At 69.2% G+C, this 26915-nt stretch carries 24 protein-coding genes; 3 read left to right on the top strand and 21 right to left on the bottom strand.

The features are described from left to right. Positions 1 to 29: 29 nt before the first annotated feature. The 3 genes from QRN44_RS15760 to QRN44_RS15750 form a co-directional block, all read right to left on the bottom strand. Positions 30 to 1109: a histidinol-phosphate transaminase gene (locus tag QRN44_RS15760; protein ID WP_071262297.1), complete on the bottom strand. Its 1080-nt coding sequence runs from the start codon at positions 1107 to 1109 to the stop codon at positions 30 to 32. A 31-nt stretch (positions 1110 to 1140) separates the two neighbouring features. Next, entirely contained in the window at positions 1141 to 2601 is a 1461-nt protein-coding gene (locus QRN44_RS15755; RefSeq protein ID WP_285039594.1) for an amino acid permease, read from the bottom strand. Between the two features lie 89 nt (positions 2602 to 2690). Beyond that, positions 2691 to 3083, bottom strand: coding sequence for a LysM peptidoglycan-binding domain-containing protein (locus tag QRN44_RS15750; protein ID WP_285039593.1), 393 nt, complete (start codon positions 3081 to 3083; stop codon positions 2691 to 2693). A gap of 271 nt (positions 3084 to 3354) precedes the next feature. Here QRN44_RS15750 and lexA point away from each other — a divergent pair, with 271 nt between their 5' ends. Further along, positions 3355 to 4053, top strand: coding sequence for a transcriptional repressor LexA (lexA, locus tag QRN44_RS15745; protein ID WP_071262299.1), 699 nt, complete (start codon positions 3355 to 3357; stop codon positions 4051 to 4053). An 84-nt stretch (positions 4054 to 4137) separates the two neighbouring features. On the opposite strand, the gene metE is transcribed toward lexA, so the two are convergent. Together metE and QRN44_RS15735 are read right to left on the bottom strand one after the other, a co-directional pair. Next, positions 4138 to 6465 carry a 5-methyltetrahydropteroyltriglutamate--homocysteine S-methyltransferase gene (gene metE / locus QRN44_RS15740; protein ID WP_285039592.1) on the bottom strand — a complete coding sequence of 776 codons (2328 nt, stop codon included), beginning with the start codon at positions 6463 to 6465 and terminating at the stop codon, positions 4138 to 4140. Beyond that, the gene (locus QRN44_RS15735; protein WP_285039591.1) at positions 6462 to 7460 is read right to left on the bottom strand and encodes a methylenetetrahydrofolate reductase; all 999 of its coding nucleotides are present in this window, start codon (positions 7458 to 7460) and stop codon (positions 6462 to 6464) included. The genes metE and QRN44_RS15735 overlap by 4 nt, the downstream gene beginning before the upstream one ends. A 236-nt stretch (positions 7461 to 7696) precedes the next feature. Here QRN44_RS15735 and QRN44_RS15730 point away from each other — a divergent pair, with 236 nt between their 5' ends. Next, positions 7697 to 8611 carry a hypothetical protein gene (locus tag QRN44_RS15730; protein ID WP_285039590.1) on the top strand — a complete coding sequence of 305 codons (915 nt, stop codon included), beginning with the start codon at positions 7697 to 7699 and terminating at the stop codon, positions 8609 to 8611. Between the two features lie 9 nt (positions 8612 to 8620). On the opposite strand, the gene hflX is transcribed toward QRN44_RS15730, so the two are convergent. After that, complete coding sequence (gene hflX, locus QRN44_RS15725; RefSeq protein ID WP_254773643.1) at positions 8621 to 10225, bottom strand: GTPase HflX; 1605 nt, start codon at positions 10223 to 10225, stop codon at positions 8621 to 8623. 41 nt (positions 10226 to 10266) lie between these two features. Here hflX and QRN44_RS15720 point away from each other — a divergent pair, with 41 nt between their 5' ends. Then, the gene (locus QRN44_RS15720; RefSeq protein ID WP_285039589.1) at positions 10267 to 10890 is read left to right on the top strand and encodes a class I SAM-dependent methyltransferase; all 624 of its coding nucleotides are present in this window, start codon (positions 10267 to 10269) and stop codon (positions 10888 to 10890) included. Positions 10891 to 10895: 5 nt separating this feature from the next. Here QRN44_RS15720 and dapF read toward each other — a convergent pair whose 3' ends face one another. The 15 genes from dapF to QRN44_RS15645 all read right to left on the bottom strand — a co-directional run bounded on the left by dapF (position 10896) and on the right by QRN44_RS15645 (position 26899). After that, positions 10896 to 11777, bottom strand: coding sequence for a diaminopimelate epimerase (dapF, locus tag QRN44_RS15715; RefSeq protein WP_285039588.1), 882 nt, complete (start codon positions 11775 to 11777; stop codon positions 10896 to 10898). Positions 11778 to 11786: 9 nt separating this feature from the next. Beyond that, positions 11787 to 12701, bottom strand: coding sequence for a tRNA (adenosine(37)-N6)-dimethylallyltransferase MiaA (miaA, locus tag QRN44_RS15710; protein WP_285039587.1), 915 nt, complete (start codon positions 12699 to 12701; stop codon positions 11787 to 11789). Then, positions 12698 to 14299 (bottom strand): tRNA (N6-isopentenyl adenosine(37)-C2)-methylthiotransferase MiaB, encoded by a 1602-nt coding sequence (miaB, locus tag QRN44_RS15705; RefSeq protein WP_285039586.1) that lies wholly within the window; start codon positions 14297 to 14299, stop codon positions 12698 to 12700. Before miaB ends, miaA begins: the two co-directional genes overlap by 4 nt. A 35-nt stretch (positions 14300 to 14334) precedes the next feature. After that, positions 14335 to 15210 carry a regulatory protein RecX gene (locus tag QRN44_RS15700; RefSeq protein ID WP_285039585.1) on the bottom strand — a complete coding sequence of 292 codons (876 nt, stop codon included), beginning with the start codon at positions 15208 to 15210 and terminating at the stop codon, positions 14335 to 14337. Between the two features lie 26 nt (positions 15211 to 15236). Then, on the bottom strand, positions 15237 to 16379 hold the full coding sequence (recA, locus tag QRN44_RS15695) for a recombinase RecA (protein ID WP_079002686.1): 1143 nt from the start codon (positions 16377 to 16379) through the stop codon (positions 15237 to 15239). Between the two features lie 281 nt (positions 16380 to 16660). Continuing rightward, on the bottom strand, positions 16661 to 16885 hold the full coding sequence (locus QRN44_RS15690; protein WP_064294442.1) for a DUF3046 domain-containing protein: 225 nt from the start codon (positions 16883 to 16885) through the stop codon (positions 16661 to 16663). A gap of 92 nt (positions 16886 to 16977) precedes the next feature. Beyond that, positions 16978 to 17286 (bottom strand): helix-turn-helix domain-containing protein, encoded by a 309-nt coding sequence (locus QRN44_RS15685; RefSeq protein WP_056012120.1) that lies wholly within the window; start codon positions 17284 to 17286, stop codon positions 16978 to 16980. Positions 17287 to 17505: 219 nt separating this feature from the next. Continuing rightward, positions 17506 to 18021, bottom strand: coding sequence for a CinA family protein (locus QRN44_RS15680; RefSeq protein WP_285039584.1), 516 nt, complete (start codon positions 18019 to 18021; stop codon positions 17506 to 17508). Then, positions 18018 to 18626: a CDP-diacylglycerol--glycerol-3-phosphate 3-phosphatidyltransferase gene (pgsA, locus tag QRN44_RS15675; RefSeq protein WP_285039583.1), complete on the bottom strand. Its 609-nt coding sequence runs from the start codon at positions 18624 to 18626 to the stop codon at positions 18018 to 18020. Before pgsA ends, QRN44_RS15680 begins: the two co-directional genes overlap by 4 nt. A gap of 2 nt (positions 18627 to 18628) precedes the next feature. Further along, positions 18629 to 21523 (bottom strand): FtsK/SpoIIIE family DNA translocase, encoded by a 2895-nt coding sequence (locus tag QRN44_RS15670; RefSeq protein WP_285039582.1) that lies wholly within the window; start codon positions 21521 to 21523, stop codon positions 18629 to 18631. 77 nt (positions 21524 to 21600) lie between these two features. After that, entirely contained in the window at positions 21601 to 22092 is a 492-nt protein-coding gene (locus QRN44_RS15665; protein WP_285039581.1) for a GNAT family N-acetyltransferase, read from the bottom strand. Between the two features lie 58 nt (positions 22093 to 22150). Next, positions 22151 to 23389 (bottom strand): ABC transporter permease, encoded by a 1239-nt coding sequence (locus QRN44_RS15660; protein ID WP_121291749.1) that lies wholly within the window; start codon positions 23387 to 23389, stop codon positions 22151 to 22153. Further along, on the bottom strand, positions 23382 to 24086 hold the full coding sequence (locus tag QRN44_RS15655) for an ABC transporter ATP-binding protein (protein ID WP_064294447.1): 705 nt from the start codon (positions 24084 to 24086) through the stop codon (positions 23382 to 23384). Before QRN44_RS15655 ends, QRN44_RS15660 begins: the two co-directional genes overlap by 8 nt. After that, positions 24083 to 25075, bottom strand: coding sequence for a permuted SH3 domain-containing protein (locus QRN44_RS15650; RefSeq protein WP_285039580.1), 993 nt, complete (start codon positions 25073 to 25075; stop codon positions 24083 to 24085). Before QRN44_RS15650 ends, QRN44_RS15655 begins: the two co-directional genes overlap by 4 nt. A 147-nt stretch (positions 25076 to 25222) precedes the next feature. Further along, a complete protein-coding gene (locus QRN44_RS15645) occupies positions 25223 to 26899 on the bottom strand; it encodes a ribonuclease J (RefSeq protein ID WP_121291751.1) in 1677 nt (558 codons plus the stop codon). Positions 26900 to 26915: the final 16 nt, after the last annotated feature.

Genomic DNA, 26915 nt, shown 5'->3' with positions numbered 1-26915 from the left:
CGCGCCACCTCCGCCCGCCGATGGCCTGGTCAGGCGGGGCTGATCGCCGCCAGGGCTTCGAGGAACGCGGTCGTCTCCGCTTCGGTGCCTGCGGTGACCCGCAGGTGGTTCGGGATGCCGACGTCGCGGATGAGGATCCCCCGCGCGAAGAGCGCCTCGAACGCCGCGTGCGGATCGGCGACGCCGCCGAACAGGACGAAGTTGGATCCGCTCCGCTTCGGGTCATAGCCGAGACGCGCGAGCTCGACGACGAGACGATCGCGCTGAGTCCGGATGTCGTCGACCATCGCCAGCATCTCGTCGGCGTGCCGAAGTGCGGCGGTCGCGGCCGCCTGCGTCAGGGCGCTCAGGTGATACGGGAGCCTGACGAGTCTCAGCGCGTCGACGACCGCGGGGTCGGCGGCGAGGTACCCGAGACGGACCCCGGCGAAGGCGAAGGCCTTGCTCATCGTCCTGGAGACGATCAGGCGCGGACGCCCCTCCAGCAGGGTGAGCGCGCTCGCCTCGTCGTCGGGTGCGAACTCCGCATACGCTTCGTCGACGATCACCATGCCCCGCGACGCCTCGTACACCGCGGTGACGGTCTCGAGCGACAACGGTGTCCCGGTGGGGTTGTTCGGTGAGCAGAGGAACACGAGGTCGGGATCCGCCTCGGCCACCTGACGCGCGGCGGTCTCGGGCGAGAGCTCGAACTCGGCGTCACGCGTCGCGGGGATCCACCTGGTGCCGACGCCGGCGGCCAGGAGCGGATACATCGAGTACGTCGGCGTGAACCCGAGGAGCGATCGCCCGGGACCACCGAAGGCCTGCAGGATGTGCTGCAGCACTTCGTTCGACCCGTTCCCCGCCCAGATCTGCTCCGGGGTCACCCCGTGGCCCAGGTATCCCGCCAGCGCCTCCCGGAGTTCCGTGAACTCGCGATCGGGGTACCGGTTCACCGTGAGGACCGCCGACGCGAGCGAGGCGACGATGTCGTGCGCGACCGCTTCAGGAATGGGGTGCGTGTTCTCGTTGACGTTGAGCGCCACCGGCACCAGGGCCTGGGGAGCGCCGTACGGGCGCTGTCCTCGGAGGTCGTCGCGGATGGGGAGGTCGTCGAGAGCGGTCACTCCACAATGCTAGCCACTCCGACCGGCGCGCTCACTCCGCCTGGCGCTCCCGACGAAGGACCTCGTGGCGGGGGCTCGCCGGGTTCAACAGCGAGTTGCGTCGCCCGTAGGCGAAGTAGACGATGAGGCCGATCACGAGCCACACCCCGAACCGTAGCCAGGTCTCCCAGTGCAGCTGCAGGATCAGGAAGCCGGACGCCAGGACGCCGAACGCCGGGACGAACGGCATCAACGGCAACCGGAAGGAGCGGGGCTCATCCGGCTTCGTGTACCGGAACACGATCACCGACACGCAGACCACGATGAAGGCGGCCAGGATGCCGATGTTCGTGAGGTCGGCGACCTGCTTGATCGGGAACACACCGGCGAAGACGGCTGCCGCGCCGCCGGCGATCCAGGTCACCCGCTGCGGCACGCCTCGTCGGTCCGTGCGCGAGAACCACCGCGGCAGGAGACCGTCGCGACTCATCGAGAACCACACGCGGGTGACGCCCAACAGGAACGTCAGCATCACGGTGAGGATCGACAGGACGGCGAAGACGGAGATGATCGTCGCGACCACGGGCAGACCGACGCTCTGGAACGCCGATGCGAACCCGGCCGTGGGGTCGATGTCGGTGTAGTTCTGCATACCGGTCAGGACGAGGGTGGCCGCGACGTACAGGAGCATCGCGATGATGAGGGAGAGGATGATCGCCTTCGGCATGTGCTTCTTGCCGTCCTTCGCCTCCTCGGCGGCCGTGCTCATCGCGTCGTATCCGAAGACCGCGAAGAAGACCGTCGCGGCACCGGCGAACACCGGCCCGAAACCGCTCGGGAGGAACGGATCGTAGTTCTGTCCGTCGATGTAGAAGACACCGAGGCCGATGATGAACAGGATGAGCAGGACCTTGATCCCGACCGCGACGAGCTCGAATCGACCGAAGGCCTTCGTCCCTCGGCTCAGGATGAAGGTCACGAGGAGACAGACGAAGATGGCGGGGAGGTTGACGAGGCCGCCCTTCCCCTCGTCGGCGGTCGAGGTCATCCAGTCCGGCATGTGGATCCCGATGCCGGACAGGAAGGCGTCGAAGTAGCCGGAGATCCCGATCGCGACCACCGCGACGATCGCGATGTACTCGAGCAACAGGTCCCAGCCGATGAACCAGCCGATGATCTCGCCGAGCGCCACATACCCGTAGGTGTAGGCGGACCCGGCTCTCGGGATCATGCCGGCGAACTCCGCGTACGACAACGCCGCGGCCGCGGAGGCGAGCCCCGCGATCAGGAACGAGAAGAGGACCGCCGGCCCGACAGCGGGCGAGGTATCGCTCCCGTGAGCGACGAGTCCGGCGAGTGAGAAGATCCCCACCCCGATGATGCCACCGACCCCGATGGCCGTGAGTTGCCAGAGCCCGAGACTCTTGAACAGCTTCGAACCGGAGGTCTCATCCTCGATCTCCGCGATCGGCTTCTTCCGGAGCAGCGAGCGGCTCCGATCGTCTGTACTCATGCTTGCCTCCGACGATGCTGCGGGCGTCGTTGCACCGCGCCATCGACGATAGCTGAGAACCAGCGCGGAGGGACCCGCCGATTGTCGGCCTACTCGGCCGCGTACCGCTGCGGGATCGCCAGGCGCTGCCCCGGCTCGACACCGGCGGTGCTGAGCTGGTTGAGGTTCATGATCTCGGCGATGACGTCGCGCGGGTCGGCGTCGGGTGCGATGGACTCGGCCAGCTGCCAGAGCGACTCGCCCGGGTCGACCGTGATGTACGTGAACGTGGCTCCAGCCGCCGCCGTGTTGGCCGCGGCACCGCCTGCGGAGAGTCCGACGACCGCGACGCCGATGACCAGCGGGATGGCGGCGAGCGTGGTGAAGACGACACGACCGCGCTTCGTCAGGCGGAGTCGGCGTGTAGACGGTGCGTCTGACGTCGGTACCTGCGCCGTCTGTGCGGGAAGCGCCCGGTGGGACCCGATCAGTGCTGCGCTCATGTCAACCCTCCAAGAGTGTGCTCATCGTGTGATGAGGACTCGTACCCGACACTCGGCCAGGAGTGCCGAATACGAACCTGTGTTCCGAATATATCTTCGATTGTTCGAATACTCAACCCTGTCTTCGTACCTGAGACGCGCGGGATCGGCGACACGCTCGAACAGATGTTTGTCTGGACGAGCCGGTGCGGATACAGTTTCGAGTGTTGGAAGCAGTACACCACCACCCACCGACATCGGTCACCGACAGCCGATCAGGGCAGGAGCGAAGATGGCAGCGAACACGGCGGGCGACGGAGCCCGGGAGCGCCAGATCGGCGGCACCCGGCGACGGAAGAGCCTGAGCGACAAGCAGCTGGCGATCCTCGACGTCATCCAACGCTCGGTCTCGCAGCGCGGCTATCCGCCGAGCATGCGCGAGATCGGCGACGCCGTCGGGCTCGCCTCCCTGTCGAGTGTCACGCACCAACTCGGACAGCTCGAACTCAGCGGATACCTCCGACGCGATCCCAACCGTCCCCGCGCCATCGAGGTGCTCATCGACCTGCCGAGCGCCGTCGAGGGCAGCGATCCCGACTCCGCTCCCCCGGTCGGTGACGCCGCCATGGTCCCGCTCGTCGGTCGCATCGCCGCCGGCATCCCGATCACGGCCGAGCAGCAGGTCGAGGAGATCTTCCCCCTGCCCCGCCAGCTGGTCGGCAAGGGCAGTCTGTTCATGCTGAAGGTCGTCGGCGACTCGATGGTCGACGCCGCGATCTGTGACGGTGACTGGGTCGTCATCCGCGAGCAGAAGACCGCTGAGAACGGCGAGATCGTCGCGGCCATGCTCGACGAGGAGGCGACCGTGAAGGTGTTCCGCCAGCGCGACGGCCACACCTGGCTGCTCCCTCGGAACTCGGCCTTCGAGCCGATCCTCGGCGACCACGCCGAGGTCCTCGGCAAGGTCGTCGCCGTGCTCCGGACGGTCTGACCGACCGGACCACTCCTCCACACCGATGTGGGCCGGACCGATCCGTGGATCGTCCCGGCCCACATCCGTGCCGGACCGACGACGTCAGCCGGTCGCACCGACTCGTGCGCGGACGACGCGCGTGGCCTCGACGATGTTGGTGAGGGAGGCGACCGTCTCCTCGTAGCCTCGCGTCTTGAGCCCGCAGTCCGGGTTCACCCAGACCTGGCGCTGCGGGATCCCCTCCAGCGCGATCTCGAGCAACGCGGTCACCTCCGCGACGCTCGGCACCCGAGGCGAGTGGATGTCGTAGACGCCCGGGCCGATGCCGTGGTCGAAACCACTCGCCCGGATGTCGGACACGACCTCCATCCGCGACCGAGCCGCCTCGATGCTCGTCACGTCGGCGTCCAGTCGTCGGATCGCGTCGATCACCACCCCGAACTCCGAGTAACAGAGGTGGGTGTGGATCTGGGTCTCGGCGCGCACGCCCGCGGTCGCCAGCCGGAAGGAGCCCACCGACCAGTCGAGGTACCCTCCCTGGTCGGCCCGCCGGAGCGGGAGCAGCTCGCGGAGTGCGGGTTCGTCGACCTGGATGATGCGGATGCCGGCCCGCTCCAGGTCGGCGATCTCGTCACGCAGGGCGAGGGCGACCTGGTTCGCCGTCTCGGCGAGCGGTTGGTCGTCACGCACGAACGACCACGCGAGGATCGTCACCGGGCCCGTGAGCATGCCCTTCACCGGCTTGGTGGTCAACGACTGCGTGTAGGCCGACCACTCGACCGTGATCGGCGCCGGTCGCGAGACGTCCCCCCACAGGATCGACGGACGGGTGCACCGTGAACCGTAGGACTGCACCCAGCCGTGCTCCGTCACGGCGAAGCCGTCGAGGTGTTCGGCGAAGTACTGGACCATGTCGTTGCGCTCGGGCTCGCCGTGGACGACGACGTCGATCCCCAGATCCTCCTGCAGCGCCACGACGCGCCCGATCTCCGCGCGCATCGTCGCGACGTAGGCCTCCTCGTCGAGTGTCCCTGCGACCCGCTGTGCGCGGGCGCGACGGATGTCCCCGGTCTGCGGGAAGGAGCCGATCGTCGTCGTCGGGAGGAACGGCAGGCCGAGCGCCTGCTCCTGCGCCGTTGCGCGCTCCTGGTAGTCGTCCCGGGTGAAGTCCGCTGGCGCGAGCGCCGCCGTCCGTGCGCGGATGGTGGCATCGACGACCCCGGGCGCGGCCAGCCGATCGTCGAGCGCGGCCGACGCTGCGGTGAGCTCGGTCGCGATCGCTGCGCGCCCTTGGGTGAGACCGCGTGCGAGGACCGCGATCTGATCCACCTTCTGGTCGGCGAAGGCGAGCCAGCTCCGGAGACGAGGGGCGAGCTTCGTCTCCACCGACACGTCGTGCGGGACGTGCAGGAGGGAGGTCGAGGTGGACACCGCGAGCTGCGGGAAGCGCTCCGCCGCGCGCTCCAGGAGATCGGCCGCGGCTGCCAGGTCGCCGCGCCACACGTTGTGGCCGTCGATCACTCCCGCGACGACGGTCTTCGTGGCGAGTCCGGGTGACGAGTCCGGCAGGCCTCCTCGGACGAGGTCGACACCGACGGCCTCGACCCCCGACTCGGCGAGCACCGGGAGGGCGTCGCCCAAGGCACCGTAGGGAGCCGCGACGAAGATCGCCGGGCGGTCCGACACGGCGGACAGGACGCTCGTCGATCGTTCGAGCGCCGCGAGGACCGTCGACCTCGGCACGTCGAACGTCTCCGACACCAGTGCGGGTTCGTCGAGCTGCACCCAGGGCGCGCCGGCAGCGGCGAGGCGCTGGAGGAGTTCCGCGTAGACGGGCAGCAATGCCTCCAGTCGATCGATCGGGGCGAATCCCGCTGAGGCCCCCTCGGCCGCCTTGGACAGCAGCAGGACCGTCACGGGGCCCACGATGACCGGCCGCGTCACGTACCCCTCGGCGAGGCCCTCGCGGAACTGCTCGACGACCCGGTCGTCGGAGAGCGCGAACGGCGTCGACTCGCCGATCTCCGGGACGAGGTAGTGGTAGTTCGAGTCGAACCACTTCGTCATCTCGAGCGGCGCGAGGTCGCCGGCGCCACGAGCGATCGTGAACGCCCCGGCGAGGTCGACCCGACCGTCGGCCCCGACGAGCGACGAGAAGCGCTCCGGGACGGCACCGACGGTGAGCGCGGCGTCCAGGACCTGGTCGTAGAACGAGAAGCTCTCGGGGATCGCGGCGTTCGTCGGGTCGAGGCCGAGCCCCGCGAGGCGGGCACGCGTGGCGGCGCGCAGCTCGGCGGCCGTCCGCTCGAGCGCCTCGGCGTCGATCCGGCCGGCCCAGAAGGACTCGACGGCGCGCTTCAACTCCCGGTTCGGCCCGATGCGCGGGTAGCCGAGGATGGTGCCGGCGGGGAATGCGGAGGTGGGGTTCATCGTGCGTCCTTGCTGGTGAGTGGATCGGGGATGGGATGACGGACCGGTCGGTCGCCCGGCACGGGGATGCCGGCACGGTGCAACACGTCGAGCACCGTCCGATGCTGGTTGAAGGCGTAGAGGTGTACGCCCGGCGCGCCGCCCGCGACGACGTCGCGGATGAGCCTCGCGGAATAGTCGATGCCGATGTCGATCCGTCCCGCTTCGTCCGGCTCGACCTCGAGCGCGATCGCCAGGTCGCTCGGGAGCGCCTCGCCGCTGAGCTCGAGCACCCGACGCAACCGCGCCGGACTCGTGATGGGCATCACGCCCGGCAGGATGGGCATGGTGACGCCGTGACGTCTCGCGCGTTCGACGAAGGCGAGGTAATCGTCGGCGTGGAAGAAGAGCTGGGTGATGGCGAGCGTCGCCCCAGCCGCCTGCTTGGCCAACAGGGTGTCGAGGTCCTGCGTCGTCGACCGCGACCGCGGGTGTCCGTTGGGGAACGCGGCGACCGCGATCCGCGGCCGATGGCGTCGCCCGAGCTGCACCGCGCCCGGGAGGCCGACCAGCGACCCCTCGGCGTAGGGCTCGTGCTCGGCACTGACCCGGCCGATGAGCTGCACGAGTTCCGCGGCACTCCCCAGATCACCGAGGAAGGCGTCGCCCTCGACGGCTCCGGCAGGCGGGTCGCCGCGGAGCGCGAGGAAACTGTGCACCCCGGCGTCGAGGAAGTCCTTGATGAGTCGGCTGGCCTGGGCGTGCGTCGACCCGACGCAGGTGAGGTGGGCCATCGGGTCCACCGAGGTCGACGTCCGGATGCTCCGCAGCACGTCCAGGCTCGCCGTTCGCGAGGAACCACCGGCGCCGAAGGTGACCGAGATGAACTCCGGGCCGGCGGCGGCCAGGTGCTCGACCGTCCGTGCGAGCGCGACGCCGCCGTCGAGCGTCTTGGGCGGGTACAGCTCGAACGAGAAGGGGGTGCGCCCGGGACAGGCGGGCTCCGTCGTGATCATGAGGTCTCGTCTCGGTGGCAGCGGATCGAGAGCCGGCGACCACGCAGCACGCAGCGGTTCCGCTGGTGTGTCGTGGGCGGGTGCCGGGCTCGGCTGTCGCTCCGATTCCGCCGGTGAGGGCGGGTACGATGCGCACGACGATAGCAACGCCCGACGATCCGCGCGACGGACATCCGTCCGACAGCGTCATCCTGCGACACATTCCCCTGGCGGCGCTCCGGTCCTACGCTGATGCCATGACCGTGGGCACCAGGCACCGGGGCGGCGAGCGCCGAGCACTCGGCTCGCGCGTCATCGGGTCCTGCGTGGCGGTGGTGCTCGCCGTATCCGGGTGCACGACCACCGGTGCGCCCCTGCCGCGGGCGACGCGCGCAGCCTCAGCGGAGGACCTCGTGATCGAGTTCCGCCAGAACCGCGACCAGTATGCGAGCGACGCCGCGATCGTCCGGGTCGGCAACGGCGGAGACGACGACATCACGATCGTCGGACTCGAGCTGGCGGGGTCGGCGTTCACCGCGCCGACCGTCCGGGACCGATCCTCGACGATCCGCGCTGGACAGACCACGGATCTCGCCGTCGAGCTGCCACCGGTCGACTGCGACGCACGCGACGAGGACGTGCAGGTCGATCTCCAGCTCAGACTCGACGACGGCGCCGTCCTCACCGCATCCGGCCTGTCCGATCCGACGAACGCGCTGCAGCGGATCCGTGCCTCGACGTGCACGGTGTCGGCGGTGCAGCGCATCGCCGAGGTGGCCGCCACTCCCGGGATCCGCCTCGAAGGTGCCGGAGCCACGACGGTCGCCGTCCTGACGATCACGGCCGTGCCGACCGGCGCTCCGGGTCGGCTGGAACTCGTCGCGCTGCGCTCGACGGTCCTGCTGCAACCGGCACCGAGGGACGGCGGCGGTGACCCACCCCAGGACTGGCCACTCAGCCTGACCGTCGACGCCGCAAGCGGTCCGCAGTCCATCGAGCTGCGGATCGTGCCGACCCGGTGCGACCCGCACGCCCTGGCGGAGGACAAGGTGGGGACCCTCTTCCCACTCGTCGTGCGGATCGACGACGGCCCGGAGGCCGTCATGACCCTCCCGCTCGACGCCGACACGGCGGAGGCGCTCAAGGATGCCGTCCGCGCGCGCTGCGTGTGAGGAGTCGGGTCAGCCGGCCACGGCTGGTGCCGGGACGACCTCGGCGAACGGCGCGAGGGCGGCGGCGAGCTCGGCACCGACCAGGGCGTGCACGATCGTGCCACGCTCGTCGTAGTCCGTCGACAGCACCTTGCCGCGTTCGTGCAGCAGCGTGACCAGGTCTCCGCGGTCGAAGGGCACGATGACGTGGACCTCGTTGCTCGGCGACGGGATCAGCGTCTCGATGCGCTCCATGAGCTCGTCGATCCCGAGACCGGTGCGGGCCGACACGAAGACGGCGTCCGGGACGAGACCGCGGAGCACGAGCAGCTGGCCGTCGTCCACGAGGTCGGCCTTGTTGAACACGACCAGCTCGGGGATGTGCCGAGCTCCGACCTCACCGATGACGTCGCGCACGGTGGCGATCTGGCCGGCAGGGTCGGGGTGCGCGGCGTCGACGACGTGCACGATGACGTCGCTGTCGGCGACCTCCTCGAGCGTCGAGCGGAAGGCTTCGACCAGCTGGTGCGGCAGGTTGCGCACGAAGCCGACCGTGTCGGCCAGGGTGTACTCGCGTCCGTCGGAGGTCACGTTGCGTCGGACCGTCGCGTCGAGCGTCGCGAAGAGCGAGTTCTCGACCAGGACGCCGGCCTTCGTGATGCGGTTCAGCAGGCTGGACTTGCCGGCGTTCGTGTAACCGGCGATCGCGACCGACGGCACCGTGTTGCGGCGGCGGTTCGCCCGCTTGGCCTCGCGCGCCGGCTTCATCGCCGTGATCGACTTGCGCAGTTTCGCCATCCGGGTGTGGATGCGGCGCCGGTCCAGTTCGATCTTCGTCTCACCGGGGCCCCTCGACCCCATACCGGCGCCGGCACCACCGACCTGACCACCGGCCTGACGGCTCATCGACTCACCCCAGCCGCGGAGGCGGGGCAGGAGGTACTCGAGTTGGGCGAGCTCGACCTGCGCCTTGCCCTCTCGGCTCTTCGCGTGCTGACTGAAGATGTCGAGGATGACCGCCGTGCGGTCGATGACCTTCACGCCGACCGCGTCCTCGAGTGCGCGACGCTGGCTGGGTGCGAGTTCCGTGTCGGCGATGACCGTGTCGGCGCCGAGCGCCTGGACGATGGACTTCAGTTCCTGGGCCTTGCCGCGACCGAGATACGTGCTCGGGTCGGGGTGCGGTTTGCGCTGCAGGAGCCCGTCGAGGACGACGGCGCCGGCGGTCTCCGCGAGCGCTGCGAGTTCGCGCAGGGAGTTCTCCGCGTCGTGCAGCGCACCCTGCGGGTAGACGCCGATGATGACGACGTTCTCCAGCCGGAGTTGCCGGTACTCGACCTCGGTGACGTCCTCGAGCTCGGTCGAGAGCCCGGCGACGCGACGGAGGGCCTGCCGGTCCTCACGGTCGTACTGTTCGCCGTCGTCGGAACTGCCTCCTGAGGCATCGCCGGTCTGCAGGGCCGCTGCACCGCTGCCGAACAGGGTGTACCCGTTCGATCGGGACGCGGCGCTCGTGAGCACGCGTGCGACGACGTCGTCGGGATCGGTGACCGAGGCGTCGTCCACCACCGCCTCGACATCGACATCGGTGTCGTCTGCGTGGTCCTGGGGTGCGTCCATCGGTGGTCTAGGCATCGCGTTAACCCTACTTCCTCCTGGTCCGGTACCGTTCCTGTATGTCGAACGAGCACTACTTCACCGCCGAACCCGCGAGCGAGTTGCAGCTCAAACCGATCACCGCACGCCTCGGCGGCGTCGACCGTTCGCTCGTCTCAGCGGGCGGCGTCTTCAGTCCGGGTCACCTCGATCAGGGCACCCAGGTGCTGCTCGCGAACACCCCTCCTCCCCCGCCGACGGGCGACCTCCTCGACATCGGCTGCGGCTGGGGCCCGATCGCCCTGTCGCTCGGGCTCGCGTCGCCGGACGCGACCGTCTGGGCGGTCGACGTCAACGAACGCGCGCTCGACCTGACCCGGATCAACGCGGAGCGCCTCGGACTCGTCAACATCCGTGCCGTCCTCCCAGACGACGTCCCCGACACGGTCCGCTTCGCGACCATCTGGTCGAACCCGCCGATCCGCGTCGGCAAGGACGAACTGCACCGCATGCTGATGCACTGGTTGCCGCGGCTCGACGACGAGGGTGACGCCTGGCTCGTCGTACAGAAGAACCTCGGCTCGGACTCGCTGCAGAAGTGGTTGCAGGAGCAGCTGCCGACGTCGTTCCACGTGGGCCGTGCGGCCATGGCCAAGGGCTTCCGCGTCCTGCACGCCCGGCGCCGGGAGATCCGTCCGGCCTGACCGGCTCAGGCCAGGGTGATCGTCCCGGAGTAGACGAGCGTCGCCGGACCGGCCAGCACCACGTGCTCGCCGTCTGCGCCGGGAACCATGCGCACCCCGAGCACCCCGCCGGGCACCTCGACGCGCCAGTCGTTCGGAGCCGCCGCGCCCGCCCAGTGGCGGAACGCGAGCGCCGCGGCAGCCGTCCCGGTGCCACAGCTCAGGGTCTCGCCGCTCCCGCGCTCGTGGACGCGCATGCGGATCCGGGCCACACCGTCGGCGATGAGCGGCTCACCCGGGACGACCAACTCGACGTTGGCACCGTGCGGCGGTACGGGGTCGAGCTGTGGGACGTAGTCCAGTTCCGCTCCGTCGAGTTCGGCGGCGTCGGCGACCGCGACGACGATGTGCGGGTTGCCGACGTCGATCCCGATCCCCGGGCGGGCCACGGGCAGCCCCTTCACCCGGACGAGCGTCTCCCGCTCGTCGAGGCTCCATCGGCCGAGGTCGACGACGTAGCCGAGCGGGTCGTAGCCGACCATCCGGACGCCGGCGCGGGTTCCGATGGCGAGCTGTTCGCCGGGGGCCAGCTCCACGAGCCCGCTCTCGAGCAGGTAGTGGAGGAACACCCGGATGCCGTTGCCGCACATCTCCGCGACCGAACCGTCGGCGTTGTGGTAGTCCATGAACCACTCCGCGGCAGGGTCTTCAGCGAGCACGGCAGCCCCGGCTTCGAGGTGCGCGGACCGGACGGCGCGGATGACGCCGTCGGCCCCGATCCCGAAATGCCGGTCGCAGAGCGCCGCGATCTGGCTCGGATCGAGGGCCTCCTTGCCGTCAGGATCGGAGAAGAGCACGAAGTCGTTGCCCGTGCCGTGGCCCTTCGTGAAGGAGAGTGTCGACGCCATTAGACCAGTCTACGGGCGCACCCGGCGGGCCAGTTCACTCGCCTCGGCGCTGCCGCCCTCCACCCAGGTGATCGCCGGATAGCGCTTGAACCAGCTGACCTGACGGCGCGCGTACCGCCTCGTCAGACGCTGGGTCTCGGCGATCGCCTCCGCTTCGGTGAGCTCCGACCGCAGTTGCGCCACCGCTTGGGCGTACCCGATCGCACGGCCGGCGGTGACACCCTGCTCGAGGCCGTGCTGAAGCAGCTCGGCAGTCTCCGCGACGAGTCCTGCGTCCCACATCATCTCGACGCGCCGGTCGAGGCGCTGGACGAGGACCTCTCGCGGCGTCGAGACCCCGATGACCTCGACCGGCCGCCAGGGGACGGGGCGTTCCGGAAGCGCTGCACCGTGGCCGCGCTCGGCCAACCCGTGCACTTCGAGTGCGCGCACGACTCGGCGGGCGTTCGCCGTGTCGATGCGCTCGGCGGTCGCGGGATCGGCCATGCGGAGCCGCTCGATGAGCGACGGGAGCCCTTCCTCCTCGAGTTCCCGTTCCAGGCGCTCGCGCAGGGCGCGGTCTCTCGGCGGGAAGCGGAAGTCATGGATGACGCTCGAGACGTACAGCCCGGAACCGCCGACGAGGATCGGCGTCACCCCACGCGCGGTGAGCTCGTCGATCACCGCACGAGCCGTCGGCTGGTACCAGGCGACGGACGCCTCCTCCGTGACGTCCAGGACGTCGAAGAGGTGGTGCGGGATCCCGCGCCGCTCCTCCATGGGCAGCTTCGCGGTCCCGATGTCCATGCCGCGATAGAACTGCATGGCGTCGGCGTTGACGATCTCGGCTGGACGGCCCGCCTCGCGGAGAGCGGTCGCCAGCTCGAGCGACAGTGCGGACTTCCCCGTCCCGGTCGCTCCGACGACCGCGAGGAAGCCGGTCACCGGCGTTCGCCGTCGCTCGGGTCGTAGATGGGAGAGGTGGTCACGCCGACGGTCGGTGCCCCGATGCGCAGGCCGGGCAAGCCGAGCGAGACGCGGCCTGGCTCCGCCGCGGCGGCCGTCGTCGGCACACCGCAGGAATCGGCCTGAGCTCGATCCCAGGCGTCTCCGGCACGCGTCCGACGGACCCGCAGGGGTTCACCGCCGGGTGTGTCGGCGATGAGGTGGAACGACGCGGCCTCGGTGATCGTCACGGTCACGACGTCACCCGGTCGCGGCACCTCGGAACCCGCCGGCACCTCGAAGTGGACAAGACGCGAGTCCTCGGCCCGCCCGCTCAGTCGATGCGTGGCGTCGTTCTTGCGCCCCTCCCCGACCGCGACGAGCAACTCGACCTGCCGGCCCACTTGACGCCGGTTCTCCTCGAGACTGATGCGGTCCTGCAACGCGATGAGGCGCTCGTACCGCTCCTGCACGACGGCCTTCGGGATCTGATCGGGCATCGTGGCCGCCGGCGTACCCGCTCGGATCGAGTACTGGAAGGTGAAGGCGCTGGCGAACCGTGCGGCCTCGACCACGCGGAGGGTCTCCTGGAAGTCCTCCTCCGTCTCGCCGGGGAACCCGACGATGATGTCGGTCGAGATGGCCGCGTGCGGAATCCTCGCTCGGACCCGGTCGAGGATCCCGAGGAAGCGCTCGGACCGGTACGAGCGACGCATCGCCTTGAGGATGCGGTCGGAACCCGATTGCAGCGGCATGTGCAGTTGCGGCATCACATTCGGTGTCTCGGCCATCGCGTCGATGACGTCGTCGGTGAAGGCAGCAGGGTGCGGGCTGGTGAACCGGACGCGCTCCAAGCCCTCGATCGTGCCCGCCGCCCGCAGGAGCTTGCCGAACGCCTGACGATCCCCGAACTCGACGCCGTAGGAGTTCACGTTCTGCCCGAGCAGCGTCACCTCGATGGCGCCGTCCTCGACGAGCGCGCGCAGCTCACCGAGGATCTCGCCCGGGCGACGGTCCTTCTCCTTGCCACGGAGCGACGGCACGATGCAGAAGGTGCACGTGTTGTTGCACCCGACGGAGATCGAGACCCAACCGCTGTAGCTGGAATCGCGTTTGGTCGGGAGGGTGGAGGGGAAGGTGTCGAGCGACTCCAGGATCTCCAACTGGGCCTCGTCGTTGTGCCGAGCCCGCTCCAGCAACGACGGCAGTGAGCCCATGTTGTGCGTCCCGAAGACGACGTCCACCCACGGGGCCTTCTGGAGGATGACCTCTTTGTCCTTCTGCGCCAGACAACCGCCGACGGCGATCTGCATCCCGCTGCGCTGCTTCTTGATCGATGCCAGGTGGCCGAGGTTGCCGTACAGCTTGTTGTCGGCGTTCTCGCGGACCGCGCAGGTGTTGATGACCACGATGTCGGCCTGCTCGCCGTCCGCCTTGACGTAACCGGCTGCCTCGAGCGACCCGCTGAGCCGCTCGGAGTCGTGCACGTTCATCTGGCACCCGTAGGTGCGGACCTCATAGCTCCGCTGCCGACCTGACTCGTCGATCGCGGCGGGTGAGGCGCTGATGACCGTGGGCGTCTCGACGATGCTGCTCATACCGGAAGTCTACGCGCGGCCCGAGAGGCTTCCGGTCAGCGGAAACTCACGCCGGAACGCTTCGACCCCGACAGGGCACGTGAGCACGCCTCACGGATGATCGCCGAGCCGTATCCGCGTCTCGCGAGATAGGCCGACAGACGTCGCTCGGCCGTCGCCTGATCGAGGGACCGAAGTTGACCGGCACGCTTCTCGGCGACCACCAGCGCTCGTCGGAGCTCGTCGTCGTCGTCGATGGCCTCGAGGGCCTCGGAGACGATCGTGGCGTCGATGCGTCGCGAGGAGAGTTCGCGGCCGATCACCGCACGGGACTGCCCCTTGCGGGTGTGCAGGCTCTCGACGAGTTGGCGTGCGAGTTCGGCATCGTCGAGATAGCCGCGTCGGCGGAGTTCGGCGAGGACGTGCTCGACCTCGTCGGGTGCCGCGTCGTGGCCGCGGAGGAGCTCCGCGATCTCCCACTCGGAACACCCGCGGCGGGCGAGTCGTCGCACCGCGAGCAGGTCGAGTTCGGCCAGCCGAACCTCCGGATCGACCGGAGCCTGGACCTCATCGGCTTCGGCGCGGTCGTCGGCGTCTTCCGGCGCCTCGACGGCCGAGGTCCAGGCGAGCGTCCGCGGATCGGGCTCGGGTGGTGTCGTCGGGCTGGTCGCCGCCGGGGCATCGCTCGACACGTCGCCCGGCGGGGTGCTCTCCCTCTCGACGCGCTCGGTGGACGTCCGGCGCAACGGAGCGACGGGACGCGCGACGGGCGCGGCCGCGACCGGAGCCTCGTCGGTCTGCCCGACGAACCAGCCGTCGGGTTCTGCCGTTGCATCGGGGGCCTGACGCCGACCACCGAACAGCGAGGTCACGGGGGCCAAGCGCTCCGACGACTCGTCGGCCGGACCGGCGGGAGGGAAGGAGACGACCATGGTGACCTCGCTGTTCGGGGCGCGCGCTACGCGCTGCGCTTTGCGGCGGACTTCGATGCGCCGGCGGCTGCGAGCTGCGGGGCTCCACCGGTCGCCGCCTCGAGCGCGGCGGCCTCGGCAGCAGCGACCTCGGCCGCGGCGGCATCCGCAGCCTTCTTGGTGGCGGCACCCTCGGCGCCGACACCGAGCTTGCCGAGGATCCGGCGCTCGATCTCAGCGGCGATGTCCGGGTTCTTCAGCAGGAAGTTCCGGGCGTTCTCCTTGCCCTGACCGAGCTGATCGCCCTCGTAGGTGTACCAGGCGCCGGCCTTCTTGACGATGGCGTGCTCGACACCGAAGTCGATCAACGAGCCCTCGCGCGAGATGCCCACGCCGTACAGGATGTCGAACTCGGCCTGCCGGAAGGGCGGAGCCATCTTGTTCTTGACGACCTTCACGCGCGTACGGTTGCCCACGGCCTCCGTGCCGTCCTTCAGCGTCTCGATGCGACGGATGTCGAGGCGGACCGAGGCGTAGAACTTCAGGGCCTTACCACCGGCGGTCGTCTCGGGGCTGCCGAACATCACACCGATCTTCTCGCGCAGCTGGTTGATGAAGATCATCGTCGTGTTCGTCTGGTTCAGGCCACCGGTCAGCTTGCGCAGTGCCTGCGACATGAGGCGGGCCTGCAGACCGACGTGGGAGTCACCCATGTCGCCCTCGATCTCGGCGCGGGGTACGAGCGCGGCGACGGAGTCGATCACGATGAGGTCGATGGAACCCGAGCGCACGAGCATGTCGGCGATCTCGAGCGCCTGCTCACCCGTGTCGGGCTGGGAGACGAGCAGCGAGTCGATGTCGACGCCGAGCTTCTTGGCGTACTCGGGGTCGAGCGCGTGCTCAGCGTCGATGAAGGCGGCGATGCCGCCGGCACGCTGGGCGTTCGCGATGGCGTGCAGCGTGAGCGTCGTCTTACCCGAGGACTCAGGCCCGTAGATCTCGACGATGCGGCCTCGCGGGAGCCCTCCGATGCCGAGCGCGACGTCGAGGGCGATCGAGCCGGTGGAGACGACCTCGACCGGTGCACGCTCGTCGCTGCCGAGGCGCATCACCGAGCCCTTGCCGAACTGACGGTCGATCTGGGCGAGTGCGGTTTCGAGGGACTTCTCGCGTTCAGCTGGACTTGGCATGGTGTGCTTCTCTCTGCTCGGTGTCGGGTGCCTATAGGCTGTCGCCGCGTGTTCCGGGACCCGCTTCTGCTGAAGATCGGGGCCCGAGGGCGACAAGGCGTCGGTCGTTCCTGGTGTCTCCGACGGTACGCGCCACCACCGACATGCGCCGATGGACGACCCGATCCGTGCAGAACGCACTCACGAATGATCCTGTGGAGGACACTAGCACCACTAGAACGGATGTTCGATACCGATCGGGCGGCGTGTCGAAGACCACTTCGCCCGTGAGGCGGGACGCGTCACGCGCCCGGCTGCAGCCGTCCGACACCGTGGCGTCGCTCGTCCGGCACGTCGGTCGCGGTACACAGCGCGATCCAGACGTCGCGGGGCGGGACACCCGCGCGCAACGCCTCCTCGGCGGTCTTCGAGCCGAACTCGGTGAGTCCGAGGTCACCGGTGAGCACCGCTCCGTACGCCACACCGAACTCGTCGGCCACGGCCGTCCTGAACTCGCTCAGCTTCATTCCTGCTCCTGTCCCTTCCTCCGTCGTCCGTCCGGACGCGGAAACGCCCCGGGAGAGGGATCCCGGGGCGTTCTGCTGCCGTGCTCGCTCGATCAGCGGGAGACGAGTTCGTCCAGCTCGTTGACCAGTTCGTCCGGAACGGTGTCCGGGATGTTCGGGGAGAGACCCTCGATGACCGCGAGGCGGTCACCGACCTCTCGCATGATGACGGAGATGGGGGTGTCGAGGGCGTCGGCCACCGAGGCGAGGATCTCGCTCGATGCCTCCTTCTGGCCTCGTTCGACCTCGCTCAGGTATCCGAGTGCGACGCTCGCCTTACTCGCCACCTGGCGCAGCGTGCGACCCTTCTGCAACCGGAAGTCCCTCAGCACGTCGCCGATCTCTTGACGGACTAGAACCACGTGACCCTCCCTCTGTGCTCTACGACCTCGTGTCGTACAGCGCTCTGCTTCTGCAACGCGGATTCACGTCGTCCCAGCTGATCGCCGTCTCGTTCGTGGATGGCCAACATTACAACCACCGTATGCCGAACAGTAACCAGGATCACTGGGCTTTTCTTGTGAATACGTCATCTGTAACGCGATGGAAACGGACGGTATTCCGCCGATCGGAGTCGGCGTTCACTCGAGTGCGTCGAGTTCGCGAACGAGCGCCTCCAACGCGAGCTCGACGGTCCGGTGTCGGATCTCCTGACGGCCTCCGTCGAGGGTGAGCGGCACCACCCGTCCACCCGCTCGCGTCACGATGCCCACGAAGACCGTCCCGACGGCCTGGCCGTCCTGCGGGTCCGGTCCGGCGACGCCGGTCGTCGCGATACCGACGTCGGCTGGAAGCCCGTCGATCGCCAGGGCACGGCGCGCGCCGTCGGCCATCTGCAGGGCCACCTCCGGGTGCACGGCACCGTGGAGCGCGAGGAGGCCGGCGTCGACTCCGAGCAACGAGTGCTTCAGGCGGGTGTCGTACGCGACCACACCGCCTCGGACCGTTGCGGACGCGCCGGGGACGCTGATGAGCGCCGCGGCCAGCAGCCCGCCGGTCAGGGACTCCGCGACACCGATCGTCAACCGGGCGTCGATGAGGGCGTGGACCGCCGAGGCGGCACCGGCGTCGGCCGACTCGACGGCATCGGACGTCATCGCTCGACCTGCCGGTCGGCGCGCGACCCGCGGACGGCGGTGACGACGTAGTCGATGCCGCTCGCGATGGTCAGGAGCACGGCGATGGTCATGGACACCGCGTTCACCCAGAGCACCCAGTCACCGAGGAGCACCCAGAACGGCGCGAGGGCGAGCGAGATCGCGACGGCCTGGGCCAGGGTCTTGAGCTTCCCCATCCACGCGGCGGCGACGACATGGTCGGAGATCACGATGAAGCGGTGGACGGTGATGCCGATCTCGCGCACGAGCACGACGATCGTGACCCACCACGGCAGTTCGCCGAGGATCGACAACGCGACGAGCGCTCCACCCGTCAGCACCTTGTCGGCGATCGGGTCGAGGATCTTGCCGAGGTCCGTCACGAGGTTGCGACTGCGGGCGATGTGTCCGTCGATGCCGTCGCTCGCGATCGCGACGACGAAGAGCAGGGCCGCCCACCACCGCAGTGCGCCGTCGGAACCGTCGTCCGCCAGCAGCATCCACATGAACACGGGCGCGAGCACGATCCTCGCCACGGTGATCGCGTTCGGGAGGTTCCAGTTCGAGATGCGCGGCTCAGCAGCCGACGCGTTCGATGCCGTCATGTCTACTCCCGACCGGTGAGACTCCAGGCGTCTTCGTCAGAACCGCCCTCGACCTCAGGATAGTCCTGGAACTGGGCCTCGACCGGGTCCGCGCCGTAGGGGTCGGGCTCGACGCCGCCGGCAGCGCCGGTGACCGGAGCGGCCGCAGCTGCTGTCGACGCCGCCGCCGCGGGGGCCGGAGCGGCCGAGCCGTCGTCCTCGCCGCGCAGGCGGGCCAGGACCCCCGGCAGCTGCTCGGCGGTGACGAGGACGTCTCGGGCCTTCGAGCCCTCGGACGGGCCGACGATCTCGCGGGACTCCATGAGGTCCATGAGCCGGCCGGCCTTCGCGAAACCGACCCGGAGCTTCCGCTGCAGCATCGAGGTCGATCCGAACTGCGTCGATACCACGAGCTCCGCTGCGGCGAGCAGCAGTTCGAGGTCGTCGCCGATGTCCGCGTCGATCTCCTTGCGCTCCGCGACGGCCTGGACGTCCTTCCGGTACTCCGGCCGCGCCTGGTTGGTGACATGCTCGACGACCCGCTGGATCTCGTTCTCGCCGACCCAGGCACCCTGCACGCGGATGGACTTGTTCGCGCCCATCGGCAGGAACAGGGCGTCACCCTGGCCGATGAGCTTGTCGGCGCCCGGCTGGTCGAGGATGACCCGCGAGTCGGTGACGCTCGTGACGGCGAAGGCGAGGCGGGAGGGGACGTTCGCCTTGATGAGGCCGGTGACGACGTCGACCGACGGACGCTGCGTCGCGAGGACGAGGTGGATTCCGGACGCACGGGCCAGCTGCGTGATGCGGACGATCGAGTCCTCGACGTCGCGGGGCGCGACCATCATCAGGTCGGCGAGCTCGTCGACGACGACCAGCAGGTACGGGTAGGGCTTCAGCACGCGTTCGCTTCCCGCGGGGAGGACGATCTCGCCTGCCACGACGGCCTTGTTGAAGTCGTCGATGTGCCGGTAGCCGAAGCTCGCGAGGTCGTCGTACCGCATGTCCATCTCCTTCACGACCCACTGCAGCGCTTCCGCCGCCTTCTTCGGGTTCGTGATGATGGGCGTGATGAGGTGCGGGACGCCCGCGTACGGCGCGAGCTCGACGCGCTTGGGGTCGATGAGGACCATGCGCACCTCACTCGGCTTGGCGCGCATGAGCAGCGAGGTGATCATCGAGTTGACGAAGACCGACTTCCCGGAGCCGGTCGACCCGGCGACCAGGAGGTGCGGCATCTTCGCGAGGTTCGCGACGACGTAGCCGCCGCCGACGTCCTTGCCGACGCCGATCGTCATCGGGTGGTTGCTGTTCGTGGCCGCCGTCGACCGCAGGATGTCGCCGAGGGTGACGATCTCGCGGTCGGTGTTCGGGATCTCGATACCGATGGCGCTCTTCCCCGGGATGGGCGAGAGGATGCGGACCTCGTTGGACGCCACGGCGTAGGAGAGGTTCTTGCTGAGCGCCGTCACGCGCTCGACCTTGACGCCCGGGCCGAGCTCGATCTCGTACTGCGTCACGGTCGGGCCGCGGGAGAAGCCGGTGACCTTCGCGTCGACGCCGAACTGGTCGAGGACGCTCGTGATCGCGGCGACCGCTTCGTCGTTGGCCGCGCTGTGGGTCTTCGCGGGCTCCCCCGCAGCCAGTGTCCCTGCGGACGGGAGACGGTAGGGCGTGTCGTCCTGGCCCTGCTGCGCCATCGGGCGCGCCGAGAAGTCGATCTGATCGGGTGCACCGAGGAGTGCGGGGTCGAGGTCTTCGATGACCTCCGTCGCGCCGGGGATGCTGTCGTCGTGCAGACCCGTCTGCGGCTTGATCTCGCCCGTGTTGAACCGCTTGACGGCGCTCTCCGCCGCTTCGAGGTCGCCGAGGAGCTCGGAGCCGAAGGCGTCGTGCACCGGCGCGGCTTTCGGCGACGCGGCAGGCGCGGCCACCGGTTCGAGCGGCGAGTCGAATCCGCCGGACGGCTTCTCGAGACCGAGGAGCTCGGTCATGTTGTCGCCCATGAGCGGGTCCTCGAACGTCGGGTCGTCCTCGCGGCGGCTCGTGTTGCGACGCCACCACGGCAGGGCCGCCGGCTCGTCGGGTTCCTCGTCGAGGTCGTCGAGTCGCTTCGTCCGCGCACGCTTCGGCTCTGCGGGCTCTCCCTCAGGTGCCTCCGGCTGCTCGCCGAACATCCAGGTGGAGAACTGCCGCACGCGGGCACCGACGCGGTTCGGGGGCGTCTTCGTCACGATGAAGAGACTGAGGAGGATCAGGAGCGAGATGAGGACGGTCGCGCCGATCGGGGTGATGATCGCGGCGAGCGGAGCGCCGAGGATCCACCCGAGGAGACCGCCGGCCTGCGCCAACGCGGGCAGGCCCTGACTCGGGTTCGGCTGGCCACCGTGGATGTGGCAGAGCGCCGAGATGCTGATCAGGAGCAGACCGAGGCCGATGCTGATGCGGCCGTTGTCGTCGACCGAGGCCGGGTGCCGGAACAGCCAGACCGCGAAGACGATCATGATGACCGGGAGCACGAAGGCGAGTCGGCCGAAGAGGCCTCCGAACGACCAGGCGTCGAAGGTCTGGGCGACCGGGTCGGCCGCGCCGAACCACTCGACGACGGCACCGACGACGGCGAGCAGGAAGAGCAGGAAGGGGAAGCCGTCGCGACGGTCCTCCTTGGCGATGCGCTCGGGACCGAGGGCGCGGACCGCTCCACCGACGCCGTGCGCGAGACCGAGCCACATCGAGGTCAGCACACTGCGCTGCTCCTCGGCGGCCGGATAGGCGACGGTCTTCTGCTGCTTCGTCGTCGACGCGCCCGCCTTGGGGCCGGCTTTGGTGTTCGTCTTCGTGCTCGTGGTGCGCGACGAAGCGCCGCTCGGCGAGGAAGCGCTGCGCGAACGGCTGGTCGAGTTGGAACGTGCGGCCATGCGTTCACGGTACTCGTCGCCACCGACGCAGCCCGGCAAGCTGGCGGGGTGTCCACGATCCGCGATCCGCCGGGCGGTCAGCGCAGATTCAGGACCATCGTGTCGCGGCTCCCCCGCCGGTCCACGGTCGCGAACCCCTCGGTGCGGTACAGCGAGACGGCGTGGTTCGCCCGCTCCACGCTCAGGCTGATGCGCTGGTACCCGGCCGCTCTGGCGAGCTGCACGGTCGCGCGGAGCAACTGCCGTCCGACGCCCTGTGCGCGGTGGATCGGACTGACCCCCAGGATGAGTTCGGGGACGCCGCCCGCCACGTACCCGAACCCGGGTGCGTCGGACGGGAAGAGTCGATACCAGCACGCCCCGACCGGCGCACCGTCCTGCCCGACGGCGACGACCCCGGCGTCGCCGGGGCGACGCCACCCGCGCACGTACCGGGTGTGCTGCGCATCGGCGAGGACGGCGGACCGGGGACGGGGCGCGACGGCGTTCCAGTTCGCCGCCTCGACCATCATGTCGGTGAGGACGCGCACATCAGCCACCGCGGCTTCGCGGATCGAGTAGACCGCCATGGACGGATGGTACGCCAACGGTGTTTCGAGCAGATGACGCGTGAGGGGTCGCCGGCGCTCAGTACCGGATGGCGTCGATCACCTTCACACGGACGGCGACGAGCGCCGGGAGGAGCCCGGCGATCGCGCCGACGGCCGTCGCGCTGACCAGCCCGAGGACCGCCGCCTCGATGGGGAACGGCGGGAAGTCCGTCACGAGCCCTTGACCGATGAACTGCTCGACGATCGGACTCTTCACGACGGCGACGGCGAGCATGACACCGATCACCCCGGCGACGAAGGTGGCGACGACACTCTCCATCATCACGGCGAAGAACACGCGCGGCGCGGTCGCCCCGAAACTGCGTCGGATCCCGATCTCGCGGATGCGCTGGCGGACGGTGACGAGCGAGAGGTTGATCAGCCCGAGGGCTCCGAGCAGGAGGATGAGTCCGGCGACGGCACCGACCACGAGCTTCAACGACAGGAGCGGGTCCTCTCCTGTCTGGCCGAAGTCGTTGCGGAACACCTCGACGCCGTACGTGTCGCCGAGTTCGGCACGCAGGTCGGACTGGATCCGCTGGATGAAGGCCTCTGCGTCCGCGTTCGGGACCCAGAACTCGAACTGCGGCAGCTGACCGGGCTGGCCCATGCCCTCCTCGGCGCCGGCCGCCGGACCGATGAGCGCCGTCCCCGCGGGCAGGATCGACAGCTGCGGTTCGGTGTCCCACTCATTGCTGGCGTACACCCCGACGACCACGGCCGTGACCGGATGTTCACCGTGGACGGTGACCGTCGGGTGCGTCTCGATGGGCGGCGACCCGAGGCGCTGCCAGAACGCCGGGTTCACGACGATCGCGGGTGCGAGGCGGTCGCCGTCGTCCTCCTGGAACCAGGTGCCCTCGTCGAGTCTGATGCGGTGCATCTCGCCGTAGGGGACATCGACGACGGTCGCGGGTACCGGCACGGTCCCGTCGGCGAACTGCACGTTCAACTGGGTGCTCCCGGATTGCGAGACGTACCCGATGCCGTACCGCTCGGCGAGGTCGTGCACCGCCGTGATGTACAGCTCCGGGTCGGGCTGCTCCACTCCCGTGCCGTAGACCGACGCCATGAGCGTGGCGGGTCGGCCGCCGTAGCGTTCCTGCGACTCGGTCTGGGCCTGCGCCGCGAGCGACGACATGCCGACCATGCTCGTGAGGGCGCACACCGCGACACCGACGCCGATGAGCGAGAGGATGACCCGGCCACGATGGATCCGCAGCTCCTGGGCGGCCTCGACGACCGCTCCGACGATCGAGGTCAGGATCCTAGACATCCGTGGCCTCCAGTTCGTGATCGGGGGTGAGCACGCCGTGATCGAGACGGTGGTGGGTCGTCGCGAGTCGGGCGATGGCCCGGTCGTGGGTGATCGTCACGAGGGCGGCCCCCGTGGAGGACGCCACCTCATCGAGCAGGGACATGACGGAGGTGCCGGTCTCGACGTCGAGTGCGCCGGTCGGCTCGTCCGCGAGGATGAGCCGTGGCCCACGGACCAGTGACCGTGCGATGGCGACGCGCTGCTGTTCGCCGCCGGACAGTTTCGTGGGCATCGCGTCGAGGCGGTCGCCGAGTCCGACGCGTTCGAGCATCGCGGCGGCGATCTCCCGACGGCGCCAGAACGAGCGTCCGCCGGCATACAGGAGCGGCGTCGTCACGTTCTCGAGCGCGGTCCGGCCGGGCAGGAGGTTGAACTGTTGGAAGACGAATCCGATCTGGGCGCCGCGCAGTCGGTCGCGCGCACCGGAGCCGAGGCGTTCCGCAGGTCGACCGTCGAAGACGAGCGACCCGGAGGTCGGCTTGTCGAGCAGGCCGAGGAGGTTCAGGAGCGTCGACTTGCCCGAACCCGATCGGCCGACGATGGAGACGCGATCGCCCTCGTGCACCTCGAGGTCGACGCCGTCGAGGATCGTCAGCGGCGGCGCATCGGGGATCTGGACGACCCTGGTGACGCCGCGGAGTTCGAGGAGCGTCACCCGACCGACCCGTCGCAAGCCATGCTGCCGTCCGGAAGCGTCGTGCATCCCTCGGGCGCGGGCGCGACGGCTCCAGGGACGAACTGGAGCACCGAGTCGCCTTCGGCGACGCCGTCGACGATCTGCACCTGCTGCCCGTCGTTCAGTCCCAGCGTGACCGGCCGTTCCTCCTGGGCGCCGTCGGCGCCGACGACCCAGACGGTCCCGGTTCCGGCCGAACCCTTGACCGCGGTCGTCGGGAGCACGAGGACGTTCTCGGCGACACCGCCCGCGAGTTCGATCGTCGCGGCGAGTCCGGCGAACACCCGGACATCACCGGGCACCGCGCAGGTCACGGAGGTTCCGCTGCCACCGGGTGTCTGCCCGGATCCACCGCCCGTCGTCGGCTCCTCCTCATCGCCGCCGCTCGACGGCGTCGTGACGCGAACGGCCGGACAGACGAACGGGGCCGGGCCGCCGTTGATGGTGACCGTCGCCTCGCCGGGGATGGTGAGCAGACGGTACTGCTTGTCGGCGCTCAACGCCCCGGTGATGGAGAACGTGGCCGGCGACACCTGCGCAACCGCGTCGCCGATCTGGACCGACTGCCCGTGGATGAGCTTGACGTTGCCGAGAGTGCCCGCGACCGGCGCGGTCACCTGCACGTACCGCTCCTTGCCCTCCTCGTCGATGGTCTTGACGTCGAGGATGGGATCACCCTCCGCGAGGACGGCCCCCTTGGCGGCGAACACCTCGTCGACGGTGCCGGCGACGGTCGACTTCGCCGTGCTGGCCGGGTCGGCGACGACCTGGCCCTCCACCGAGACGGTGTTGACCACGGTGCCGACCGCCGCCTGGACCTGTGGTTCCACGAGGCTCCCGGTCGGCTGCGTCGGCCCCTCCTCCTGCGGTGCGTCCGGGAAGAACGCGACCTTCACGAGCGCCACCGCGATCGCGCTGAAGACGAGCAGTTTCAGAATGGGGAACACCCAGGTGCGGACAACGCCCACGCCGACCTCCGGAATCCACCGCAGTCGGAGTGACGAGCGGCCATAGGAAGTTCCAAGGTAGCAACGCGGAAGGCGGCCGGACATCACCCTCGCGGATGATGTCCGACCGCCTCCTGGCGGGTGGGACCGAACGGACCCGTCCGGTGATCAGGCCTCGATGACGAGCGGGACGATCATCGGGCGGCGACGGAAGGACGTGTTGACCCAGCGGCCGACGGTCCGACGGATCACCTGCGACAGCGCGTGCGTGTCGCGGACGCCGTTCTCCGCCGCCTCGGCGAGTGCCTTCGCGACCTTCGGCTTGATGTCGGCGAAGACCTTGTCGTCCTCGGCGAAGCCCTTCGCGTGCACCTCGGGACCGGAGATGATGTGCCCGGTCTTCGAGTCGACGACGACGATGACCGAGATGAAGCCCTCCTCCGCCAGGATGCGACGGTCCTTGAGGTCGGCGTCGGTGATCTCGCCGACGGTCGAGCCGTCGACGTAGACGAGCCCGACGTCGAGCTGCCCGACGACCTTCGCGACGCCGTCCTTCAAGTCGATGACGATGCCGTCCTCGCCGATGAAGGTGTTCTGCGCCGGGACACCGCTGTCGATCGCGAGCTTCTGGTTCGCGACGAGGTGACGGTACTCACCGTGGACCGGGAGCACGTTCTTCGGCTGGAGGATGTTGTAGCAGTACAGCAGCTCACCGGCGGCCGCGTGACCGGAGACGTGGACCTTCGCGTTGCCCTTGTGGACGACGGTGGCGCCGAGCTTCGTCAGGCCGTCGATGACCCGGTAGACCGCGTTCTCATTGCCAGGGATCAGGCTCGAGGCGAGGATGACGGTGTCGCCCGGGCCCGGTTCGATCGCGTGGTCGAGGTTCGCCATCCGGCTGAGGACGGCCATCGGCTCGCCCTGCGACCCGGTCGACATGTAGACGATCTTGTCCTCGGGGAGGTCCTTCGCCTTCTTGTAGTCGATGAGCAGGCCCTCGGGGACGTTCAGGTACCCGAGGTCTGCTGCGATACCCATGTTGCGCACCATGGAACGACCGAGGAACGCCACGCGCCGGCCGTGGGTGTGAGCCGCGTCGAGGACCTGCTGGACGCGGTGCACGTGACTCGAGAAGCTCGCGACGATGACGCGGCGCTCGGACTTCGCGATGACCTGGTCGAGGACCGGCCCGATGGACCGCTCGAGCGGCGTGAATCCCGGAACGTCGGCGTTCGTCGAGTCGACGAGGAAGAGGTCGACGCCTTCTTCACCGAGGCGGGCGAAGGCGCGGAGGTCCGTCAGGCGGCCGTCCAGCGGCAACTGGTCCATCTTGAAGTCACCGGTCACGAGGACCGTGCCGGCGTCGGTGTCGATGAACACCGCGAGCGCGTCCGGGATCGAGTGGTTGACCGCGACGAACTCGAGGTCGAACGGCCCCAGCGCCTCGATCTGGCCCTCCTTCACCGGCAGGGTGTAGGGGACGATGCGGTGTTCCTTGAGCTTCGCTTCGATGAGCGCGAGCGTCAGGCCGGAACCGATCAGCGGGATGTCCTTGCGGAGCTTCAGGAGGTAGGGCACGGCGCCGATGTGGTCCTCGTGACCGTGCGTGAGCACGACCCCGACGATGTCGTCGAGCCGGTCCTTGATGGAGGTGAAATCGGGAAGGATCAGGTCGACGCCCGGCTGGTGTTCTTCGGGGAAGAGCACGCCGCAGTCGACGATCAGGATCTTGCCGTCGATCTCGAAGCAGGTCATGTTCCTGCCGATCTCGCCGAGTCCTCCGATGGGGATGACGCGGAGCGTCCCCGGTTCGAGGACTGGCGGATCGATGATGGTATTGGGCATGTAGCCCCCCTCTGGT

Source organism: Plantibacter sp. lyk4-40-MEA-4, from assembly GCF_030209415.1.
GTDB lineage: Bacteria > Actinomycetota > Actinomycetes > Actinomycetales > Microbacteriaceae > Plantibacter > Plantibacter flavus_A.
Note: the sequence above shows the minus strand (reverse complement) of the source record. Positions and strands in the feature narration are given on the sequence as shown.

Excerpts from the sequence above, each read along its gene's own strand:
- QRN44_RS15665 (WP_285039581.1), bottom strand. The coding sequence starts at position 22,092 with ATGGCGGTCTACTCGATCCGCGAAGCCGCGGTGGCTGATGTGCGCGTC.
- QRN44_RS15680 (WP_285039584.1), bottom strand. The coding sequence starts at position 18,021 with ATGACGTCCGATGCCGTCGAGTCGGCCGACGCCGGTGCCGCCTCGGCG.
- QRN44_RS15750 (WP_285039593.1), bottom strand. The coding sequence starts at position 3,083 with ATGAGCGCAGCACTGATCGGGTCCCACCGGGCGCTTCCCGCACAGACG.
- QRN44_RS15645 (WP_121291751.1), bottom strand. The coding sequence starts at position 26,899 with ATGCCCAATACCATCATCGATCCGCCAGTCCTCGAACCGGGGACGCTC.
- QRN44_RS15700 (WP_285039585.1), bottom strand. The coding sequence starts at position 15,210 with ATGGTCGTCTCCTTCCCTCCCGCCGGTCCGGCCGACGAGTCGTCGGAG.
- pgsA (WP_285039583.1), bottom strand. The coding sequence starts at position 18,626 with ATGACGGCATCGAACGCGTCGGCTGCTGAGCCGCGCATCTCGAACTGG.
- lexA (WP_071262299.1), top strand. The coding sequence starts at position 3,355 with ATGGCAGCGAACACGGCGGGCGACGGAGCCCGGGAGCGCCAGATCGGC.
- QRN44_RS15735 (WP_285039591.1), bottom strand. The coding sequence starts at position 7,460 with ATGATCACGACGGAGCCCGCCTGTCCCGGGCGCACCCCCTTCTCGTTC.
- QRN44_RS15660 (WP_121291749.1), bottom strand. The coding sequence starts at position 23,389 with ATGTCTAGGATCCTGACCTCGATCGTCGGAGCGGTCGTCGAGGCCGCC.
- QRN44_RS15730 (WP_285039590.1), top strand. The coding sequence starts at position 7,697 with ATGACCGTGGGCACCAGGCACCGGGGCGGCGAGCGCCGAGCACTCGGC.
- miaB (WP_285039586.1), bottom strand. The coding sequence starts at position 14,299 with ATGAGCAGCATCGTCGAGACGCCCACGGTCATCAGCGCCTCACCCGCC.
- QRN44_RS15755 (WP_285039594.1), bottom strand. The coding sequence starts at position 2,601 with ATGAGTACAGACGATCGGAGCCGCTCGCTGCTCCGGAAGAAGCCGATC.
- hflX (WP_254773643.1), bottom strand. The coding sequence starts at position 10,225 with ATGCCTAGACCACCGATGGACGCACCCCAGGACCACGCAGACGACACC.
- QRN44_RS15720 (WP_285039589.1), top strand. The coding sequence starts at position 10,267 with ATGTCGAACGAGCACTACTTCACCGCCGAACCCGCGAGCGAGTTGCAG.
- recA (WP_079002686.1), bottom strand. The coding sequence starts at position 16,379 with ATGCCAAGTCCAGCTGAACGCGAGAAGTCCCTCGAAACCGCACTCGCC.
- QRN44_RS15690 (WP_064294442.1), bottom strand. The coding sequence starts at position 16,885 with ATGAAGCTGAGCGAGTTCAGGACGGCCGTGGCCGACGAGTTCGGTGTG.
- dapF (WP_285039588.1), bottom strand. The coding sequence starts at position 11,777 with ATGGCGTCGACACTCTCCTTCACGAAGGGCCACGGCACGGGCAACGAC.
- QRN44_RS15670 (WP_285039582.1), bottom strand. The coding sequence starts at position 21,523 with ATGGCCGCACGTTCCAACTCGACCAGCCGTTCGCGCAGCGCTTCCTCG.
- metE (WP_285039592.1), bottom strand. The coding sequence starts at position 6,465 with ATGAACCCCACCTCCGCATTCCCCGCCGGCACCATCCTCGGCTACCCG.